The 15,937-nt window shown below is 36.9% G+C and carries 13 protein-coding genes; 8 read left to right on the top strand and 5 right to left on the bottom strand.

Annotated features, from left to right (window positions below; genetic code table 11):
- Positions 1-12 precede the first annotated feature (12 nt).
- From AN34_RS05260 to AN34_RS05245, 4 genes are all read left to right on the top strand, one after another.
- The gene (locus AN34_RS05260; protein ID WP_029283018.1) at positions 13-2,445 is read left to right on the top strand and encodes a penicillin acylase family protein; all 2,433 of its coding nucleotides are present in this window, start codon (positions 13-15) and stop codon (positions 2,443-2,445) included.
- Between the two features lie 6 nt (positions 2,446-2,451).
- Positions 2,452-2,811: a hypothetical protein gene (locus tag AN34_RS05255; RefSeq protein ID WP_029283016.1), complete on the top strand. Its 360-nt coding sequence runs from the start codon at positions 2,452-2,454 to the stop codon at positions 2,809-2,811.
- A 19-nt stretch (positions 2,812-2,830) separates the two neighbouring features.
- Positions 2,831-3,814, top strand: coding sequence for an acyl transferase (locus AN34_RS05250; RefSeq protein WP_157263201.1), 984 nt, complete (start codon positions 2,831-2,833; stop codon positions 3,812-3,814).
- A 75-nt stretch (positions 3,815-3,889) separates the two neighbouring features.
- Positions 3,890-4,093: a hypothetical protein gene (locus AN34_RS05245; RefSeq protein ID WP_029283012.1), complete on the top strand. Its 204-nt coding sequence runs from the start codon at positions 3,890-3,892 to the stop codon at positions 4,091-4,093.
- An 84-nt stretch (positions 4,094-4,177) separates the two neighbouring features.
- Here the strand turns inward: AN34_RS05245 and tyrS are convergent, their stop codons facing one another.
- Positions 4,178-5,464: a tyrosine--tRNA ligase gene (gene tyrS, locus AN34_RS05240; RefSeq protein ID WP_029283010.1), complete on the bottom strand. Its 1,287-nt coding sequence runs from the start codon at positions 5,462-5,464 to the stop codon at positions 4,178-4,180.
- Positions 5,465-5,701: 237 nt separating this feature from the next.
- On the opposite strand from tyrS, the gene AN34_RS05235 reads away from it, so the two are divergent.
- The 4 genes from AN34_RS05235 (at position 5,702) to dapA (ending at position 10,802) form a co-directional block, all read left to right on the top strand.
- Positions 5,702-6,376 carry a hypothetical protein gene (locus AN34_RS05235; RefSeq protein WP_029283008.1) on the top strand — a complete coding sequence of 225 codons (675 nt, stop codon included), beginning with the start codon at positions 5,702-5,704 and terminating at the stop codon, positions 6,374-6,376.
- A 117-nt stretch (positions 6,377-6,493) separates the two neighbouring features.
- A complete protein-coding gene (locus AN34_RS05230) occupies positions 6,494-7,699 on the top strand; it encodes an ATP-binding protein (protein WP_029283006.1) in 1,206 nt (401 codons plus the stop codon).
- 114 nt (positions 7,700-7,813) lie between these two features.
- Positions 7,814-9,826 carry an NAD-dependent DNA ligase LigA gene (ligA, locus tag AN34_RS05225; protein ID WP_029283004.1) on the top strand — a complete coding sequence of 671 codons (2,013 nt, stop codon included), beginning with the start codon at positions 7,814-7,816 and terminating at the stop codon, positions 9,824-9,826.
- An 88-nt stretch (positions 9,827-9,914) separates the two neighbouring features.
- Positions 9,915-10,802 carry a 4-hydroxy-tetrahydrodipicolinate synthase gene (dapA, locus tag AN34_RS05220; protein ID WP_029283002.1) on the top strand — a complete coding sequence of 296 codons (888 nt, stop codon included), beginning with the start codon at positions 9,915-9,917 and terminating at the stop codon, positions 10,800-10,802.
- 225 nt (positions 10,803-11,027) lie between these two features.
- On the opposite strand, the gene AN34_RS05215 is transcribed toward dapA, so the two are convergent.
- The 4 genes from AN34_RS05215 to ftsA form a co-directional block, all read right to left on the bottom strand.
- Positions 11,028-11,204, bottom strand: a complete 177-nt coding sequence (locus AN34_RS05215) for a histone H1 (protein ID WP_029283000.1) — start codon at positions 11,202-11,204, stop codon at positions 11,028-11,030.
- A 218-nt stretch (positions 11,205-11,422) separates the two neighbouring features.
- Entirely contained in the window at positions 11,423-12,664 is a 1,242-nt protein-coding gene (locus AN34_RS05210; RefSeq protein WP_029282998.1) for an aminotransferase class I/II-fold pyridoxal phosphate-dependent enzyme, read from the bottom strand.
- A gap of 168 nt (positions 12,665-12,832) precedes the next feature.
- Positions 12,833-14,446: a cell division protein FtsZ gene (gene ftsZ / locus AN34_RS05205; RefSeq protein WP_029282996.1), complete on the bottom strand. Its 1,614-nt coding sequence runs from the start codon at positions 14,444-14,446 to the stop codon at positions 12,833-12,835.
- A gap of 129 nt (positions 14,447-14,575) precedes the next feature.
- Positions 14,576-15,934: a cell division protein FtsA gene (gene ftsA / locus AN34_RS05200; protein WP_029282994.1), complete on the bottom strand. Its 1,359-nt coding sequence runs from the start codon at positions 15,932-15,934 to the stop codon at positions 14,576-14,578.
- Positions 15,935-15,937 lie beyond the last annotated feature (3 nt).

The following is a 15,937-nucleotide window of genomic DNA, read 5'->3' as shown; positions in this document are numbered from 1 at the left end:
TAGCTAATCATCATGAATAAATTAAAAGCAATATTTTGCATCATTATACCTATAAGTCTGGCTTTCCTATTTAATACAAAAATTGGAAGTGCTCCCCCTGTTCTTAAGTTTTTAAACCCCTTTATGGGTTTTTGGCAAAATGCAGAGAATAATCATTTTATGTTCAACCATAAGGTGAAGATTAAGGGTACAATAGATCAGGTTGAAATCGTTTTTGATGACAAAATGATTCCGCATATTTTTGCACAGAATGATCACGATCTTTATCTGGCTCAGGGCTATGTAACCGCCATGCACCGCCTTTGGCAAATGGATTTTCAAACCCGGTTTGCCGCTGGCAGAATTAGTGAAGTAGTGGTATCAGAACCTGCCAGGGAAAGCGACCGTTATCAACGTAGAATGGGTATGGTATATGGTGCTGAAAACTCGCTTAAGGGGATGATGGCCGATCCAAAATCAAAAGAAATGATTTTGGCATACACGGAGGGAATTAACGCATATATAAAAACCTTGTCGCATTCAAATTACCCTTTAGAATATAAAATATTAGACTTTAAGCCTGAAAACTGGACGCCATTAAAATGTGCACTTTTATTAAAACAAATGTCGGCCATTCTGGCTATGGGATCAGATGAATTTTACATGACTAATATTCTTAAAAAATTTGGCCCTGAAATCACAAAAAATCTTTTTCCTGATTATCCTTTTAAAGAAGATCCCATTATTCCAGTTGGCACAAAGTGGAATTTTACACAATTACCCATTCCTAAAACCCCCGAAAGTTTTACTGCATCTCAAACTGGTGATGTGCGAACAAAAGAAAAAGTAGAAGGCATAGGCAGTAATAACTGGGCACTCTCCGGAAGTAAAACAGCATCAGGATATCCGATTTTAGCCAATGATCCACATCTGGAGTTAAGTTTGCCTTCTATCTGGTATCAGATTCAGTTACATGCACCAGGCATTAATACTTATGGTGTTTCTCTTCCTGGTGCGCCTGGAATTATCATAGGCTTTAACCAAAGAATTGCCTGGGGTGTTACCAACGTTGCTGCAGATGTTCTTGATTTCTATCAAATCAAATTTAAAGATAGTTCTCACAATGAATACTGGTACAATAACAAATGGAATAAAACAACCAAACGCCTGGAGGTGATTAAAATTCGTGGAAGTAAGGATCTTATTGATACCGTTTACTATACGCATCAAGGACCTGTGGTTTACCTTCAAAAATCAAATTTTGTTAAAGCGAACAGCGTGCCCGTGGGTGATGCTTTACGATGGATTGCACATGACCGTTCAAACGAACTCATGACTTTTTACTACCTGAACCGGGGCAAAAACTACAATGATTATAGAAAAGCATTAACATACTATACCGCACCGGCTCAAAACTTTGTTTTTGCAAGTGTGGATAATGATATCGCCATTACACCGAATGGCAAGTTCCCGCTTAAATGGAAAAACCAGGGAAAATTTATTCTGGATGGTACCGATCCGGCATATGATTGGCATGGCTGGATTCCGGCTTCGCAAAATCCGACTGTAAAAAACCCACCAAGAGGTTTCGTAAGTTCGGCTAATCAATCTTCAACCGATCAAAGTTATCCTTATTATCTTAATTGGGAATTCTCACCTTATGAACGAGGAAAGCGAATTAACGATCGGTTAACGGCAATGAATAAAGCTACGCTGGATAGCATCAGACTGATGCAAACTGATAATTACAGCATTCTGGCCGAAAACCTGATTCCGGCAGTATTACCACTCTTAAATCCTGAAAAGTTAAACGCTACGCAAAAAGAGGCTTTAAGTTATGTAACCAAGTGGAATAAACGTTACGATGCAGATGAAATTGCTGCCAGTATTTTTGAAATCTGGACCAAACGCTTGGCATTTGATATCTGGGATGATGAATTTACGGTTAAAGGTGTTCCTATGCGCTATCCTTCCAGAGACCGCACAGTTGAAATGATCTTAAAAGAACCTGCAGCCAAATGGTACGATAATGTAAACACCAGTCAGAAAGAAACGCTTTCAGATTTGGTTAATGAATCTTTCAAATATAGCTGTGATAGTTTGGAACGTAGATTTGGACCGATAAATAAAGACTGGAGATGGTCTAATGTAAAACAAAGTAATGTGCCACACTTAGCAAAAATACCAGGATTCGGATCCAAAGTATTACAAGTCGGCGGTGCAAAAAGCACTATAAATGCCTTAAGCGAAACCAATGGTCCATCCTGGAGGATGGTGATTGAACTTGGTAAAAACCCTAAAGGACATGGCGTTTATCCCGGCGGGCAATCTGGTAATCCAGGCAGCAAGTTTTATGATAATATGCTTGATACCTGGGCAAGTGGTCATTTATATGATTTGTTTTATATGCAAACACCAGATGATCAGTCTGGCAAAGTTATCTCTCGTTTAAAAATTTCTAAATAATTTAAAATGGTTTTCATTGTTATTGTCATCATCTGCTTTCTGCTTCAAATGATTGCACCTTGGTGGGTTATTATTGTTGTAGCCTTTGCCACTTGTGGCATTATAGGTAAAACTGGCAAAATTGCCTTCTGGCATTCTTTCTTCGCCATATGCTTATTGTGGATTGGCTATTCGCTATTTAAAAGCTTACCCAATGATAACTTGCTGGCCAGCCGGGTAGCGGTGATGACCGGTGTAAAGCTATGGTGGGCATTACTATTGGTAACCGGAATTTTAAGCGGCTTGGTGGCTGGCATTAGTGGTTATTGTGGGTATCAATTTAGAATGGCAATGCTTGCAAAAAAAACTGACGATAAAATAGCATAAGGCTTCGTACTTTTACGGCGTGAATTCTATACCAACAGATATTTTTGCAATAAATGATGCACAGGCTTTTCAAAACCAGGCTTTAGCTACCTTTAAATTGCAGGCAAAAAATTGCCAGGTTTATCGCGAATATATCCATCATTTAAAGATTGATGTCAACCAGATATCAACCATTGAACAGATTCCCTTTCTGCCCATTGTTTTTTTCAAAACGCATCAAATCTTAAGTAATCAAAATCCTGTTGAGGTAATTTTTAGCAGTTCGGGCACTACGGGAATGAGTCAAAGCAGCCACCATGTAACAGATGTGGCTCTATATGAGCAAAGCTACTTGCGTGCTTTTGATCATTTTTATGGCAACGTATCTAACTACTGTTTTCTCGCTTTGCTTCCCTCCTACCAACAAAGATCAGGCTCATCTTTAATTTATATGGTTAATGATCTGATTGAAAAAAGTGGTCATCCACAGAGTGGGTATTTTTTAGATAACCATGATGATCTTTTAAAAACCTTAACGGATCTTAAAAACAAGAGTCAACCAACTGTTTTAATTGGTGTAACTTATGCCTTACTAGATTTTGTAGAGAAATTTGATCTCAGTTTTCCTAACCTTATCGTAATGGAAACAGGTGGTATGAAAGGCCGAAGAAAAGAAATGGTTCGGGAAGAACTTCACCAGCAATTAACTGAAGGCTTTGGCGTACCTGCTATTCACAGTGAATATGGCATGACTGAATTGCTTTCACAGGCTTATTCTTTGGGTGAGGGCATTTTTCAATTTCCAGGCTGGATGAAAGTATTAATCCGGGATACCAATGATCCTTTAACATTAATTCCTAAAGGAAAAACAGGGGGAATTAATGTAATTGACCTGGCCAATATTAATTCTTGCTCTTTCATCGCCACGCAGGATTTGGGTAAAATAAATGCTGACAATAGTTTTGAAGTTTTAGGCAGGTTTGACAATGCTGATATCAGAGGCTGCAATTTGCTTGTGCAGTAATTGAATTACTCTAAAAACTCAATTAGCTAAAACAATTACCTGCTAAAAAGGATTATTTATACAAAACCTTATACTATGAAAAATATCTTTTTAGCAGCACTAACCGTAACAGGTTTATTTGTGGCATCATGTAATGGTAAACAAGCTGATCAGGAAAATGCAGATAGCACTTATAAATATTCAGATACGAATAAAAAAGATTCAGCAATGATGGATACCACAAAAGGTAAGGTGTATGCAGATTCAACTACTAATGCTCCTGCTGACGTCAAGCATTAGTATTATCCTTTTTAACTACTAGTTATTAATTATTTTTATCTAACAATAAAGGCTCAATTACTTTGAGCCTTTATTGTTTGTAGTCTATTCTGCAATCAGTAGGAAATAGTTTTTCTTTCCTTTTTGTACTACAATAAACTGATCATTGATCAGGTTTTCAGTATTAAAAACCTGCATGGCATCAGTTACTTTTTCTTTATTTACAGAAACTCCACCACCTTGTATTAATTTCTTAGTTTCACCTTTAGAAGAAAAAACGGTAGCTTTCTCGGCAAATAAAGTTGCTGCATCAATACCGTTGCTTAATTCTGATTTAGAGATATGAAACTGAGGAATACCTTCAAACATTTCTAACACCTGACTTTCTGACAAGCTTTTTAAAAATTCAAGTGAACCGTTTCCAAATAAAAACTCCGAAGTTTTAATAGCAGTTTCCAAAGCTTCTACCGAGTGCGTTTTCACTGTAATATCTTCAGCTAAAGCTTTCTGAATAATGCGCAAATGTGGTGCTGCATCATGTTCCTTTTCTAAGGTTTCTATTTCCTCTTTATTTTTCAGGGTAAAAATCCTGATCCATTTTTTCACATCATCATCCGATGCATTTAACCAAAACTGATAAAATTTATATGGAGATGTTTTCGCCGGATCTAACCAAACGGCACCACTTTCTGTTTTCCCAAACTTGGTTCCATCTGCCTTTTTAATCAATTGCGTAGTAATGGCATAAGCTGTTCCGGCATCTTTTCTTCTAATTAATTCAGTACCTGTTACAATATTGCCCCACTGATCTGATCCACCCATCTGAACCAGACAGTTTTCATTTTTCCATAAATGGTAGAAATCATATCCCTGAATCAACTGGTAACAAAATTCGGTAAAGGATAAGCCAGAATCACCTTCCAAGCGTCTTTTAACACTATCCTTTGCCATCATATAGTTTACGGTAATATGCTTACCCACATCTCTGATAAACGTAAACAAGTTCATATCCTTAAACCAATCTGCATTATTTACCATTACCGCACCATTTCCGCCCTCTTCAAATTTTAAGAATTTGGAAAGTTGACTTTTCATCCCCTTTAGGTTATGCTCAATCATTTCTGGTGTTTGGAGGTTACGTTCATCCGATTTACCAGAGGGATCGCCAACCATACCAGTTGCCCCTCCAACCAAAGCAAAAGGTTTATGCCCTGCATTTTGGAAGTGAATTAAAGTCATGATTTGCGTTAAGTGACCAACATGAAGTGAATCAGCAGTAGGATCAAAACCGATATAACCGGATGTCATGCCTTCATTTAATTTTTCTTCAGTATTTGGCATAATATCATGCAGCATGCCCCGCCACCTTAACTCTTCAACAAAATTCGTCATTGTATAAGCAATTTAATTCTCTTGCGTGCAAAGATAAAATTTTCACTTACTTTAATGCAAATTACTTGATGGCGTAAAATAGCTTTTATCATACTCAAATTAGTATACCCAATTATGCCATTCATTTTCAAATAACCTGATTAAGAGCCTCACTGGGCCAGAGAAAATTCGAGCATACTATCAATACCTTTTTACTCTTGATATTTTGCATAACTAAAGAAAATATTACCTTGCAACATGAACTTTCTATCCCATTATTATTTTGAAAGATTAACGCAGGATGCTAATATAGTAATGGGGACGGTTTTGCCCGATCTGATCAAAAATGCTTCTAAGGAATTTAATTTATACCCACAGAAAAATGAATTTTTGTTTAAAGGAAATCCAGATGAAGAAAACTTGCTCAAAGGCTGGAAAAGACATTTAGCTGTTGATTTATATTTTCACTCGTCTGATTTCTTTCTGGAAAAAACCACACTGCTAAAGGAGCTTATTAAACCCATAGTAATTGATACGCCGATTCGCCCATCGTTTTTGGCCCATATTGGTTTAGAATTATTGTTAGATCATTTATTAATTGAGCAGAACCTCGTTCAGGTCAATCATTTTTACGATAAGCTGACTGCTGTTAATCCAAATTCACTAACTGATTTTCTGGAACATTGTGGCCTTAAAAACCAGATCGTTTTCACGAAATTTATGGAAAAATTTATCAGTAGCAAATATTTATTAAGCTACCAAAAGCTGGAAAACATTAGCTATGCCTTAAATAGAATCTGCATGCGCCTGTGGCCAGAAACTTTAAATGAGCTTCAGCTACAAGAATTGACTTTTCAACTGGAAGTTTTTAAGCCCATTTTAGCCAAAGACTTCATGGAGATTTTTAATGAAATTGAGGTCAAGTTAATATAAGTAATTATTAAAATCACATCCACTAACCTTGTAATTTGAAAGTTAAACTTTCAAATTACAAGGTTTAAGTGTATATTTGTTTGTAATCTGAAAGCTAAGGTTTCAAATTACAAGGTTATGATTGAAAGATTAATTAAAGAAAAAATTGTTAAAGGTTTAAAAAGCGTTCCAATTGTTGCGCTTTTAGGGCCAAGACAAGTTGGTAAAACAACGTTGGCATTTCAAATCTCGGGCGAGTTTTCAGCTAAAAAAACGAGTTATCTGGATCTCGAACTAGATACCGATATTAATAAGCTTCAGGATACTGAAAGCTACTTAAAAAGATTTGAAAATGTAATCCTGATTATTGATGAGGTTCAGCGTAAACCAGATCTTTTTCCTAACCTAAGGGGAATCGTTGATCTGAGAAGGCGATCAGGTGAGCAAGCTGGTCATTTTCTGCTATTGGGCTCGGCATCAAGAGACCTGCTACAACTATCATCGGAAACATTAGCAGGCAGAATCAGGTACATAGAACTTACCCCCTTTAATGCACTGGAAATATACAATCATGATCCACTTGGTTTTAGCGTAGAAAAACTTTGGTTTAGAGGTGGGTTTCCGGGAAGTTTTCTTGCTATTGATGCTGAAGAAAGCTGGGAATGGTTAAATGATTTTATTTCGACTTATGTAGAACGCGATATTCCATTAATGGGACCAAGTTTACCAGCAAACCGATTAAAAAGATTTTGGTCTATGCTAGCTCATTTTAATGGACAGCAGGTAATTTATACAGATTTAGCCAAAAGCCTGGAAGTAAGCCACCCAACGGTGAAACTATATCTGGATGTATTAACGGATTTTTATATGGTGAGGCAACTGCAACCCTGGGCAGGAAATACTAAAAAAAGATTGGTAAAATCTCCTAAAATCTATATCCGCGATACAGGAATTCTTCACAAATTGCTTAATATATCTAGTCTGGAAGACCTTCTGGGGCACCCTGCATTAGGTTCAAGCTGGGAAGGCTTTGTGATAGAAAATATTATTGGTCAGTTATCTAGTAAATGGCAATACAGTTATTATAGATCGGCTACACAAACAGAAATTGATCTTGTTTTAGAAGGTCCGAATCACAAAATCTGGGCGGTAGAGGTGAAAAGATCAGCCTCACCAAAAATTGCAAAAGGTTTTCATATCGCAAGTGAAGATATTGGTGCCACCGAAAAATTTGTAGTTTATTCCGGTACTGAGAGGTATCCTCTTCCTAACAACACAGAAGCTATTGGCTTGATTGAATTTCTTCAGCTATTAAATAAAAACACCAATCAAGATCCGGCTTAACAGTAATTGCTCCTGTTATCTATAAAAATTAAGTTAATGGTAATCTCATTCATTTCCCATAGCTTTTTGTGCTTCAAAGTATAAAAGCGAGTTAACCTTTTTTATCTTTGTGTTATGTCGCTGTTTAAAATAAAAGAGGAAATGGATGCGCTGGTTGCCGAACTTAACCAGCACAATTATAATTATTATGTGTTGGCCATGCCAACTATAGGCGATTTTGAGTTTGATAAAAAATTAAAGCATCTGGCTGAACTTGAACTGGCGAACCCAGACTATGCAGATCCAAACTCTCCGACTCAACGGGTTGGTGGTGATATCACGAAAAATTTCGTCACTGTTCAACATAAATATCCCATGCTTTCGCTGGGTAATACTTATAATGAGCAAGATCTTCGTGATTTCGATGAAAGGATTCGAAAAGCCATAGGAGATAATTTTGAATATGTTTGCGAATTAAAATTCGACGGCCTATCGATTAGCTTAACATATGAAAATGGAAAACTAATCAGGGCGGTAACCCGTGGCGATGGTACCAAAGGTGATGATGTAACCAATAATGTAAAAACGATCCACACTATTCCCCATCAAATTAAATCCGATCAGGCACCTGAGCATTTTGAAATCCGTGGGGAAATTTTCATGCATAAAGCTGCTTTCCTACGTTTAAATGCTGCCCGTGAAGAACTCGGTGAAATACCATATGCCAATCCAAGAAATTTTGCTTCCGGAACCATCAAAATGCAGGACAGTAAAGAGGTGGCTAAACGCCCTCTCGATGGATTTATTTATTTCCTTTATACCGATAAAAATGAATTTAAAAATCATTGGGATAGCCTGGAATCTGTAAAAAAATGGGGCTTTCATGTGTGCGAGCACAATCGCCTGGTTCAAAATATTGATGATGTATTGGCCTTTATTCACCATTGGGAAAATGAGCGTTTTAAATTAAGCTATGATATTGATGGTATTGTTATTAAAGTAAACAGTTATGCACAACAGCAGGAACTAGGCTTTACAGCCAAATCTCCACGTTGGGCTATATCATTTAAATATAAAGCTGCCGAAGTAGAAACCATTCTCGAAAAGGTAACTTACCAGGTGGGCCGAACCGGAGCAGTTACGCCAGTTGCAAATCTAAAACCTGTTTTACTCGCAGGCACCACAGTAAAAAGAGCTACACTTCATAATGCAAATGAAATTGAAAGACTGGATTTGCATGAAGGCGATGCTGTTTTTGTAGAAAAAGGCGGAGAGATTATTCCGAAAATAATTAAAGTTAACCTGGATAAACGCCTTGCCGGATCTAAAAAAGTTCATTACCTGCACAATTGCCCGGAATGTGGAACTGAGCTGATTAGAAAAGAGGGCGAAGCAGTGCATTATTGTACAAATGATGAAGGTTGCCCACCACAAATTGTAGGAAAAATACAACATTTCATTTCACGTAAAGCAATGAATATTGACGGACTTGGGGATGAAACCATTGAGACTTTTTATAAACATGGATTGGTAAATCACATCAGTGATCTTTATACGCTGTATCAAAAAGCAGATCAATTAAAAGGACTGGATCGGTTTGGTGAACGCTCTATTGATAACATGTTGATGGGTATCGAAAAATCGAAAGAAATGCCTTTTGAAAAGGTGCTTTTTGGATTAGGCATAAGATATGTAGGCGAAACAGTAGCTAAAAAACTGGCAGCTGGAGTAAAGAATATTGATCATTTATCAAAAGCAACCATTGATGAATTAATTGCTATAGATGAAATAGGGCAACGAATTGCAGAAAGTATTGTTGAATACTTCGCAAAAAAAGAGCACCTGGATCAAATAGAATTATTAAAATTGGCCAATTTACGCTTTGAAATTGAAGAAAAACTAATTGAACTGACAAGTGACAAACTTATTGGAAAAACATTCGTAATTTCGGGAGTTTTTGAAAACTATAGTCGGGATGAACTTAAGGAAATCATCGAAACTAACGGTGGAAAAATTTTAAGTGGAATATCCGGCAAATTAAACTATTTAGTTGCCGGAGATAATATGGGGCCATCCAAACTGGAGAAAGCAACCAAACTAAACGTTCCGATTATCAGTGATCAAGAACTTTTAAAAATGTTACAATAAAAAAATGAGTGAAGAATAGATATAGTAAATGATAGCACGTGAGCATTCAGTCAATCTCTCATTCAAAATTCAATAATTACATTATATAATGAACAAATTTCAGGGTACTGGTGTGGCATTGGTTACACCTTTCAATGCAGATGGATCTGTTGATTATAACGGTTTAAAAAACCTGATTAATCATTTGATCGAAGGAGGGATAGATTACCTCGTTTCTTTAGGTACAACTGGCGAAACCGCTACCATGACTAAGGATGAGAAGAAGAAGGTATGGGCATACACGGCTGAAATTAATAATAACAGATTACCGTTAGTAGCGGGTATTGGGGGTAATCATACACTTGCCGTTGCTGAAGATATTAAAGCATTTGATACTACAGGTTACAGCGCTATTTTATCCGTAAGTCCTTATTATAATAAGCCCACTCAGGAAGGAATTTATCAGCACTACAAATACCTGGCAGAAGTTTCGCCACTGGATCTTATTTTATATAATGTTCCAGGACGTACCATGAGCAATATGAGCCCGGAAACCACTTGCAGATTAGCACATGATTTTAAAAATATCATCGCAACCAAAGAAGCATCCGGAAGTTTTGATCAGTTTAATCAGATTATGAGGGATAAGCCGGAAGACTTTTTATTAATTTCTGGTGATGATCCGATTACACTGCCAATGATTGCTTTAGGTGCATCTGGTATTATTTCAGTTGTAGCCAATGCTATCCCAAGGCAGTTTTCTGATATGGTTAGACAATGTTTAAATGGCGACTTTAAAGACGCTGTTCCTGCACATTTAAGCTCCATTGAATTTACACGCTTGGCTTTTGCAGAAGGAAATCCGGCTGGAGTTAAAGCTGCACTAAAACATTTAGGCATTTGTGGCGATACGGTGAGGTTACCGTTAATAAAGGCTTCTTCTGCATTGGACCATGCTATTATAAATGAATTAGAAAAGCTTGCTCAACTGGCATAAATAGTAAGCGATGCTTCATTTAAAGCGTATGTTTAAATAGAACAGGTTAATTTTATTGCTGAAGCGCAAAAGAAATTAACCTGTTTTTTTATGCATATTTGAATATACAGCAGACTTATTGATAATCCATTCATATTTTATCATTATAAATTATGAGGAGATGCAAAACAGCCTCCTGAGATTATTCGAGAGGCTGTTTATTTAATCATATCTTTATCTAAGTATCTAATCTTTATTTTTTGCTTCCTGTACTTCTAAACGAATAGCCTGGGCTAAGTTCTTTAAATCCTGCATACCTTTACGAACACGGGTTCCAGCAGCGCTATTACCTTTGTTATAAAATTTGTCTGCATCAGCTTCCAAAGCTGCAACTAAACTTTTTACTTCTTCAAATTTTTTCATTTTTCTGGACTCCTATTGTTTTAAGGGTTTGATTTTTAATTACCTAACTCTAATTTAATTGGTTTGTTGCATAAACAAAAATATTCATCAATAAAAATAGCTGTTTAAAGTGCTTTTTTCTTTTCGAAGCTCATCTATGTCAGATTAAGAAATACTATTAAAGCAAAAAAGCCAATTATTTTAAATAATTGGCTTCTGTATTTCAGTAATATGATTACTTATGCAATTGCAAACTGATTTTCTTTATAATAACCGTTTTCCAGTTTTTCTGAAACTTCACTAAAAGCATCTAATGTACGTTGAACATCTTCTAATGTATGTACAGCTGTAGGAATTAAACGCAATTCGATCATACCTTTAGGTATTACCGGGTACACTACAATTGAACAGAAAATACTGTAATTTTCACGTAAATCGAAGGTAATGGCTGTAGCATCAGTTAATTCACCCTTTAAGAAAACTGGTGTTACAACTGAATTCGTTACCCCCAAATCAAAACCGCGTTCACGCAGCCCTTTTTGTAAGGTTGTGGCAATTTCCCATAACTTATCTTTAAGCTCAGGTTTGCTTTTTAATAATTCTAAACGCTTTAAAAGCCCTTTAACCATTGGCATCGGCAATGCTTTTGCAAAGGTTTGAGAACGCATATTATACCTTAAGAAATTAGTAATTTCTTCTGTAGAGGCAACAAAAGCGCCAATACCAGCCATTGATTTAGCAAATGTACCAAAGTAAACATCAATTCCTTCAATACAATCCTGTGCTTCATGTGTACCGGCACCAGTTTTACCCATTGTTCCAAAACCGTGTGCATCATCAACCAAGATCCTAAATTCAAAATCATTTTTAAGATCGACGATTTCTTTTAATTTACCCTGAGCGCCACTCATTCCGAAAACACCTTCAGTGATTAAAAGAATACCCCCTCCTGATTCTTTTGTAAGTTTGGTAGCACGTTCTAATTGTTTACGGGCACTATCTATATCATTGTGCTGATAAACAAATCTTTTACCCATATGTAAACGAAGCCCATCAATAATACAAGCATGTGATTCTGCATCATAAACGATAACATCATTTCTATCCACTAAGGTATCAATAATCGAAACCATACCCTGGTAGCCATAATTCAACAAAAATGCATCAGGTTTGCCAACAAAATCGGCAAGTTCCTGTTCTAGTTGCTCATGATATTTTGAATTACCACTCATCATTCTAGCACCCATCGGGTAAGCCATACCAAATTCTGCTGCTGCCTCTGCATCAGCTTTTCTAACCTCCGGATGATTGGCTAAACCTAAATAATTATTTAAGCTCCAAACTAAATGCTCTTTTCCTTTAAATTGCATGTGTGGTGCAATCTCTCCCTCTAATTTTGGAAATGAGAAATACCCATGTGACCATTTTTGGTGTTGACCAAGTGGGCCCATGTGCTTTGCTATCTTGTCGAATATATCCAATGTACTATGTATTTGTATAATAAAAATTTTGCGAATTTAAGCTTTATTCGTCTTAAAATCAATTAGATTAATCTTTTGCTTGTCAATTAAGATTTTTTAACAATCTAATTTTATGCCAAAAAAGCCCCCGACGTAATATCGAGGGCTTAAAATTATATTTGGTATGAATTAATCAACGTTATCGTGTAAAAAGGAATTATTCGGTCTGATCTCCGTACCACCATCCTGATCGTTGCTTAGCGTAAAACGACTCACCTGAGACTCTGATGAATGCTGAACTTGCTGCAATTGCATTTGTTTACGCTTGTAAGCAGGTTCATTTTCCAATTCCTGTAAGCCATTGGTAGTACGCAATTTCATGCTTAAATCTTTCAGACGTAAAATACGCTCTTTAGATTTTTTTAATTGCTCTTCCATAGACTCATCATTTTTGTCGTCATCTAAACCTACCACTGGCATTTCAGGTTCGGGTGTTGGTTCAGCAACTGGCGTATCAAAAACATAATTAGGCTCAGCCAATTTAATTTCAAATTCAAAACCCGTTTCTTTAGATTCTTCTACCTGAGGTTCTTCTTCAACAAGTGTATGACGAACAATATGGGTATCTGGCTCCTGGTGTTTCTGCGTTTCTGGCTTATTAAACATTCCACCAAAAAGATCTGCCTGAGATACTTCTTCTTTTGCTTTCAAAACCGGCTCATAAGATGGCTCCGCCTTTGGTTGTATGAAAGAATTTACAGGTTCAATTGGACGAACTAAAGGTGCTTCTTCTGGCGTTAATAGTGAAATTTTCTTCTTATTTTTTTCTTCGTGAACACGCTCTTCAGAAGTCTGGAAACCAGTAGCAATAATCGTTACCGATAATTTATCTTCCAGAGATTCGTCTGTACAATTACCCCAGATTAAATCTGCCGATAAACCAGCTTTATCCTGAATATAATCCGTAATGATAGACACTTCATCCATGGTTACTTCACGGAGACCAGAACTGATGTTTAATAAGATATAACGGGCGCCTTCAATTTCATTGTCTTTTAAAAGTGGAGAAGCTAAAGCACCTTCAACGGCCTCTAAAGCACGATCTTCACCATCAGCAGAATGACTACCCATAATGGCTACGCCACTATCTTTCATCACCGTACGAACATCCTTAAAATCTACGTTGATATAACCTGGAACAGTAATGATTTCGGCGATACCTTTAGCAGCAGTAGTTAAAATATCATCGGCCTGGCCAAATGCAGAACCTAAGGTTAGGTTTCCAAAAATCTCGCGTAAGCGATCATTTGAAATCACCAGATAAGAATCTACATATTTCTTTAATTCTTCCATTCCTTCATCGGCCTGGAGACGACGTCTTTTCCCTTCGAATGAAAATGGAGTAGTGATGATAGCAACAGTTAAAATATCAAGTTCTTTAGCGGCTTTAGCAATAATTGGAGATGCACCTGTACCTGTACCACCACCCATTCCTGCAGTAATAAAAAGCATTTTGGTTGTACTACCCAACATAGCTTTAATATCATCTATATTCTCTATTGCTGAGTTTTTACCAACCTCAGGAATAGAACCAGCCCCCATCCCTTCGGTTAAACTAGCACCTAACTGTACCTTGTTAGGTATAGGACTAGATTCCAAAGCCTGGGCATCTGTATTACAAATAATAAAATCTACACCAGTAATACCCGATAGGTACATATGGTTTACTGCGTTGCCGCCACCGCCTCCAACACCAATTACCTTGATAATTGAAGACTTATCTTTTAACATTTCGAACTGCATATCTTTATGAATCAGTTGTTTAAAATTTTTTAAATTCTGTTCATTACTCAATGTAATATTAACACTTTTTCAACATACGTTTTCCACAATTGTTAAGAATGTGGAAAACTCATTTTTTGTGGAAAAGTTTTAACTTTTTAAGTAATCTTCATCACTCACATTCATATCGTCCTGAATGAATGTTTTCGTTTTCGCCAATAATTTATCAAACAAACCTGGTCCACGTTTTTCTTTTTCTTTTACCGTTTTTGGCTTCTCTACGAATACTCCTGGTTGCTTCATTTCTTCAATCAGCTCTTCTGCTTTTTGAATACCTTTAATCAATAATCCAACACTCGTGGCATACATTGGGCTTTTCAAGTCATCATAAATCGTTTTTGGCATATCTTCATATTTAGATAAATGCTCATTTGGATATCCGATACGACAATCTAAACCTGTTACATATTCTACTGCCTGAGATAAGTGTTTTAACAATGCGCCACCTCCAGTAATTACGATACCACCAATTAATTTTTTCTCATATCCGGAAGATTTGATTTCGTAGTATACGTGTTCAATAATTTCTTCCATCCTTGCCTGAACTACATAGGCCAGATTTTTAACTGATATTTCCTTTGGTTCACGACCACGTAAACCCGGTACGCAAATAATTTCATTTTCTTTGTTCTCCTCAGCCAATGCAGAACCAAAACGTGTTTTCAATAACTCAGCCTGATTGCGCATTACAGAACAACCTTCTCTGATATCTTCCGTAACACTATTACCTCCGAACGGAATTACGGCCGTATGGCGAATAATACCTTCATGAAAAATAGCGATATCTGTAGTACCACCGCCAATATCTACCAATGCAATACCCGCTTCTTTCTCTTCATCGCTCAACACCGATTCAGAAGATGCCAACGGCTCCAGGATTAAATCCTGAGTTTGTAACCCTGCATTGTTAACACATTTGATGATATTTTTCACAGCTGTAACCTGACCAGAAATAATATGGAAGTTAGCTTCCAGGCGTACACCAGCCATACCAATAGGATCTTTAATTCCTGGTTCATTATCAATGGTAAATTCTTGTGGCAATACATGGATAATCTCCTCTCCGGGAGGCATTACCAGTTTAAACATATCATCGATCAGCTTATCGATGTCTTTTTTACCTATTTCGTTATTTAATTCTCTTCTTGTTAAAATCCCCCTGTGCTGCAAGCTTTTAATGTGCTGACCAGCAATCCCTACATTTACCACCTGTATTTCTACGTTGGATTGTCCGCTTGCAATCTCTACTGCCTGCGCGATGCCCTGTACTGTTTTTTGAATGTTAGAAACCACTCCACGTGTCACACCCGCCGATTCTGCCTTGCCTATTCCTAAGATTTCTATCTTACCATGTTGGGTTCTACGACCAACGATAACACATATTTTTGTAGTACCGATATCCAATCCTACTACAATGGGAGACTGACTGGTAAATTTTGCCTTGTCCATATT

The organism is Pedobacter sp. R20-19 (assembly GCF_000708265.2).
Taxonomy (GTDB): Bacteria; Bacteroidota; Bacteroidia; order Sphingobacteriales; family Sphingobacteriaceae; genus Pedobacter.
The sequence above is the reverse complement of the archived record's forward strand: the minus strand, read 5'-3'. Positions and strand labels throughout refer to the sequence as shown.